The sequence below is a fragment of the uncultured Winogradskyella sp. genome (genome assembly GCF_937958655.1).
GTDB lineage: Bacteria > Bacteroidota > Bacteroidia > Flavobacteriales > Flavobacteriaceae > Winogradskyella.
Genome location: NZ_CALGNH010000088.1, coordinates 1 through 5,892, shown reverse-complemented (window position 1 = coordinate 5,892; position 5,892 = coordinate 1). Strand labels below are relative to the sequence as shown.

The 5,892-nt window shown below is 36.7% G+C and carries 6 protein-coding genes; all 6 read right to left on the bottom strand.

Annotated elements, in window-relative coordinates; genetic code table 11:
- Nucleotides 1-102: 102 nt before the first annotated feature.
- Complete coding sequence (locus tag Q0800_RS13875; RefSeq protein ID WP_299130922.1) at nt 103-1,092, bottom strand: TRAP transporter substrate-binding protein; 990 nt, start codon at nt 1,090-1,092, stop codon at nt 103-105.
- 1 nt (nt 1,093) lies between these two features.
- Nucleotides 1,094-2,182, bottom strand: coding sequence for a DUF4861 family protein (locus Q0800_RS13870; protein ID WP_299130921.1), 1,089 nt, complete (start codon nt 2,180-2,182; stop codon nt 1,094-1,096).
- Nucleotides 2,183-2,431: 249 nt separating this feature from the next.
- Nucleotides 2,432-3,226 carry a gluconate 5-dehydrogenase gene (locus Q0800_RS13865; protein WP_299130919.1) on the bottom strand — a complete coding sequence of 265 codons (795 nt, stop codon included), beginning with the start codon at nt 3,224-3,226 and terminating at the stop codon, nt 2,432-2,434.
- 1 nt (nt 3,227) lies between these two features.
- Nucleotides 3,228-4,070 (bottom strand): 5-dehydro-4-deoxy-D-glucuronate isomerase, encoded by an 843-nt coding sequence (gene kduI / locus Q0800_RS13860; RefSeq protein ID WP_299130917.1) that lies wholly within the window; start codon nt 4,068-4,070, stop codon nt 3,228-3,230.
- 294 nt (nt 4,071-4,364) lie between these two features.
- Entirely contained in the window at nt 4,365-5,546 is a 1,182-nt protein-coding gene (gene uxuA / locus Q0800_RS13855; RefSeq protein WP_299130914.1) for a mannonate dehydratase, read from the bottom strand.
- A gap of 97 nt (nt 5,547-5,643) precedes the next feature.
- Nucleotides 5,644-5,892 (bottom strand): SDR family oxidoreductase (locus tag Q0800_RS13850; protein ID WP_299130912.1); only part of this gene is annotated, 249 nt, incomplete at its 5' end.

Below are 5,892 nucleotides of genomic sequence, written 5' to 3'. Positions count from 1 at the left end.
AAACTTGAAAAAGTACATCAAGAACTAAAAGCGCAAAAATCACAATCATAATCCACTCAAGAATTTTGAGCACTTTATTAAAAACAAGGTCAGATTTAGTCATTAGTCTTTATTTTTAATTTGGTTTACAATAGGTGCTAGCTCAGGATATTCTTTAACAAAATTCTCTAAGACAGATTTCGATTTTTCTGCAAATAAGGACTTTTCTGGAATAATAATCTCTACACCTGCTTGCTTAGCTGTTGCCATAGACGCTTCAACAGATGCATTCCAAAATACTTTCTGTGCTTGGGCGGATTCATCCGCAGCTTCTTGTACCCAAACTTTTTCTTGGTCTGATAATTTATCCCAATATTTTGTACCTATTAAAAGTACATCTGGTACAGAAGAGTGTTGGTCTAAGGTATAATACTTACTAATTTCGTAATGGTTAGAAGACACAAATGAAGGTGGATTATTTTCCGCACCATCAACAACACCTTGTTGAATTGCGGTGTACAACTCACCATAAGCCAAAGGCGTTGCTGAGCCACCCATTGAGTTCACCATATTAATAGCCATTTGGTTATTCATTACTCTAATCTTAAGACCTTCTAAATCCTCTGGTGTTCTAATGGCTTTGTCCTTAGTGTAAAAACTTCGGCTTCCTGCATCATAATAGCATAAACCTCGCAACCAAAATTTACTTCCTTTTTCTAATATAGATTTCCCGATTTCACCTTCTAACACATTAAACTGATGTTGCTTATCCCTAAACAAATATGGAATACCAAATAAGCTATATTCTGGCACAAAATTAGACATGGTCGCTGCACTTACCTTGGTAGCAGCTACACTTCCTATTTGTAATAATTCTAAAACTTCGCGTTCTGAACCTAATTGTGCATCTGGAAATATTTTAACTTTTAAGGTGCCATTAGATTTTTTCGCTAAGGCTTTCTGAAACTCTATAATACCTTTATGTACAGGATGCGTTTGTGGTAGTGTATGTCCTAAATACATCACTTTAGAACCAGACTCGTTGTTACAGGACGATAATACTACAATGAGAATTGCTAAAAGTATAATTGATTTTAAAGAGATATGCTTCATACTATCTTGATGGTATTACAACGTTAACTTCTAATGGACTTGCTATACATTTTGCAAAGCGAGATAGGTAATTATTCCAATCAGCTTTAGTTTCAAACTGACCACTTTTTTTCCAACCAAATCCTGCATAATACTCAAATACACCCGAAACGTTGGACTGCACATACAAGTTGCTTTCATCCTTTTTCTCGGTAAGATAATTATTAAAAGCTACAATTTGTTTTGGATTAGCAACAACAACCCCTTGGCCCAATTCTGAATCGTCAAAGGGTTCCCAATAACTCATCCAACCTTCTGGCTTATTGGTAGTAACTTCACCATCTTTTTTATGCGAGGTTAAACCTACAGAGACCGTATTTGTACCATTTAATTCAACATTAAATCGTGTTAAATTTTGACCATAATCGAGCGAAATATGTTTTCGCTCACTAACAGTTTTACCATTAGCATCCCAATCTGCATAGTCCAAAATAAAACTTGTACGTATTGGGCCTGTGGTAATGGTTTTCCATGCTGTGAAATTCTTAGACACTGCGTACGTAGAATCTGTTTTTATAGCAATACCGCCAACACCACGACTAACACCAACATGAAAATTATCTAAACCTTCGCCAATATCTTTATGGTAAGCACCTTTTTCTATAACACCTCTTGCATACCATTTATTAATTATTGGATATTCTACACGTTTTAGCCACGCATCCATACCACTAGTTAAGGTACCGCCTTTGACTCCATCTTCTACCATTTTTTGAGCAACTGGTCCAAAGGTTCTAAATGCGACTCTATTATTTTCCCAAGCGTAATCATCAGTCCGTTCTGGTACAAAACGCGAATAGCAACGAATTAAACTAGAATCAATTGCTTTCTTTTCTACTAGGTTTATTTTAAAAGTAGCTTCAGAATTTGCAGACATTTCTGGTTGAAAAAGAATAGTTTTATCTACTATTTGAGATATTAAGACTTCATCCGTTTTAGCATTTATAACTTCTAAAGATTGTCCGTTTAAATCAATATCCGCAATATCGACCTCAATCGTTTCAAAAGCTCTATCTATATCTAAACTGTTTTTAACTGTTACTGATAGCATTTCTGAAACGTTTTCAGAACATGAGAAACAGGATAAAGTCAATAAAAAAATAATTATTTTTTTCATGTTAATAATTTGATTTTCAAAATATACTATTTCATTATTGTATTAAAACGTTCTTACATTTTACACCCCTAAAGTCCCCTCAAGGGGATAATCCTAGTATTTAACTTTAGCGCTATTGTCCCCTTGAGGGGACTTTAGGGGTGTTTCACAATTTAAATTTACATTTAATACTTGCAGGATTAATTACAATTCGTTTGAAGGTTTCCCAATAGTTGCCAAAATACCACCATCTACATATAGTATATGACCGTTTACAAAATCACTCGCCTTTGAGCCTAAAAAGATTACAGCGCCCGCTAAATCATTTGGGTCACCCCATTTTGCTGCTGGTGTTCTATTGACAATAAAATCATTAAACGGATGCCCATCCACTCTAATCGGTGCGGTTTGTGAAGTCGCAAAATAACCTGGCCCAATACCATTAACTTGGATATTATGCCTTGCCCATTCGGTGGCCATATTCTTGGTTAACATTACTAAACCACCTTTTGCAGCGGCATAAGCTCCAACCGTATTTCTACCCAATTGGCTCATCATAGAACAGATGTTGATGATTTTACCTGCTTTGCGCTCCATCATCCCTTTTACAACATGTTTTGAAACAATAAAAGGGCTTACTAAATCAATATCCAAAACTTGTTTAAAATCTTCGACTTCCATTTCGACCAATGGTGTTCTCTTAATGATACCTGCGTTGTTTACCAAGATATCGATGTTGCCAACTTCAGTTTCAATTTTTGAAATATTTGCAATAACATCAGCTTCATCTGCAACATTAAATTTATAACCTACAGCAGTAATACCTTCTTTTTTGTAGTCTGCAACGGCATTATCGATTTTTTCTTGAGATGAGTTACCGTTAACGACAATCGTAGCACCAGCTTTCCCTAAACCCATGGCCATAGCCATACCAAGTCCATGGGTGCTTCCTGTTACTAAAGCTACTTTTCCTTTTATATTGAATAATTCTTGAGACATATTATCTTAAATCTGTAATTTTTGCAACATCCATATCATTATAGTCTAGGTTTTCACCAGCCATTCCCCAAATAAAGGTATAGTTTGATGTCCCAGAACCTGAGTGAATAGACCAAGGTGGTGAAATCACAGCTTCGTGATTATGCATCCAGATGTGACGTGTTTCTTGTGGCTGACCCATAAAGTGGCAAACCGCTTGTTCTTCTGGCACGTCTAAATAAAAATAGATTTCCATTCTACGGTCGTGCACGTGCGCTGGCATGGTATTCCAAACACTACCAGTTTTCAATTCCGTCATTCCCATTTGTAATTGGCAGGTTGTAATAATCCCACCAATTATCATCTGGCTCACCGTTCTGTGATTGGCTGTTTCTAAGCTTCCTAATTCTATTTTATTAGCTTCTGCCAAACTTGTTTTCTTTGTTGGATATGTTTGATGCGCAGGTGCAGAATTCATGTAGAATTTTGCAGGATTGTTGGCATCGTCACTTTTAAAGATTACAGCTTTTGCACCTTTACCAATATATAAAGCATCTTTGTGTCCTAAACTGAATGTTTCACCATCAACATCGATACTTCCGCTTCCGCCTACGTTTATAATACCTAACTCACGACGTTCCAGAAAGTAATCGGCCTTTAGAGGGTCTATGGTTTCTAATTTTAAATCAGACGATGTTGGCACTGCACCACCAGCCATATAACGGTCGTAATGCGTGTAAACGAATTTTACGTTTCCGGGTTGCATTAAATCTGGGATTAAGAATTCGTCTCTTAATTGTTGTGTATCGTATTGCTTTACCGCTTGTGGGCTTGAAGCATAACGTGTTTCGAATGTGGTTGACATATTTAGTTGTTTTATGTTTTGCGACCTGTAAGTTTTCTATAACCTTGTAGGCCTTAGTTTTGATTCTATTTTAATACCTACAAGGTTTTAAAACCTTGCAGGAATATTTTTAGTTGATAACCTACTTAAATTTAAATAAAAGATTCTATTCTTTACCAATAACACCCCTAAAGTCCCCTAAAGGGGACAATCCTAGTATTTAACCTTAGTGCTATTGTCCACCTGAGGGGACTTTAGGGACGTTAATCCTATTTAAATTATGGCCTACAAGGTTTTTAAAATCTTGCAGGATTATTATAACGAACGTCTAATCCCAAGCTCTAAACCTCGCAATTCGGCTAAACCTCGTAAACGTCCTATCCCAGAATAACCTGGATTTGTTTTCTTTTTTAAATCATCTAGCATTTTATGACCATGGTCTGGCCTAAATGGCATGCGTAAATCCTTTCTTCCTGCTTCTGCTCTCCATTTTTGTTCTTCAATCAAAGCTTTCATTACACCATACATATCTACATCGCCTTCTAAATGGTCCGCTTCATGGAAGTTACCTTCATCATCACGTTTCGTGGCACGTAAATGAATAAAATGAATACGACTTCCCAAACGCTTCACCATACCAACTAAATCGTTATCAGCTCTAACGCCAAAAGACCCAGTACAAAATGTTAAGCCATTATTAGGACTAGGCACAGCATCGTACAATTCGATAATATCCTGCTCAGTTGAAACCACTCTTGGTAAGCCAAGGATTGGAAACGGAGGATCGTCTGGATGAATACACATTAGTACATCAGCTTGCTCTGCTGCAGGTATAATTTCTGTTAAGAATGAAAACAGGTTTGCCTTTAACTCCTTTGGCCCAATGTTATTATACGTTGCTAAAATCGCATTGAATTCTTCTAAGGTATAACCTTCTTCTGCACCAGGTAAACCGGCAATAATGTTACGGACTAATTTTTTCTGGTCGTCCTCAGATGCAGTTTCTAAATACTGCTTAGCCGCTTCTTTTTGTGCACCAGTATAATCGTTTTCAGCACCAGGTCGTTTTAATAAAAATAACTCAAAAGCTGCAAAGGCAGCAGCTTCAAAACGAAGTGCTGTGGATTTATCATCTACTTCATAATCCAAATTTGTACGTGTCCAATCTAATACTGGCATAAAGTTATAGCAGACGATATCGATACCACATTCGCCCAGATTTACAAGGGTTTGCTTGTAGTTTTCGATATAGGTTTTAAACTGACCTGTTCTGGTTTTTATGTTTTCATGAATAGGTACACTTTCTACCACAGACCAGGTTAAGCCGACGCTTTCTATTTCGGCTTTACGTTGTTTTATGTCTGCGATACTCCAAACTTCACCATTAGGAACATGGTGTAGTGCAGATACAATTCCTGTTGCACCAGATTGTTTTATATCTAAAAGAGAGACTGGGTCATTTGGCCCATACCATCTCCATGTTTGTTCTAAATTCATTCCCATTTTAATCTTCCCAAAGGGAAGAGATTTTTAAGTTACTAATTTATAATTTTACCATTTAAATGTCTTCCCTTTGGGAAGATTCAGATGAAATTTAAACACCACTATAGGCAGCAAACCCACCATCTATAGGCACTACAACACCTGTTACAAATTTTGAAGCGTCACTACATAACCATAATGTAGTCCCTACTAAATCTTCTGGTTCTCCATAACGACCCATTGGTGTTTGGTCTATAATTTGTTGTCCGCGTTGCGTTAAACTACCATCTTGGTTGGTTAATAATGTACGGTTTTGGTCTGTAAGAAAAAAACCTGGTGCCAAAGCATTAACACGTATACC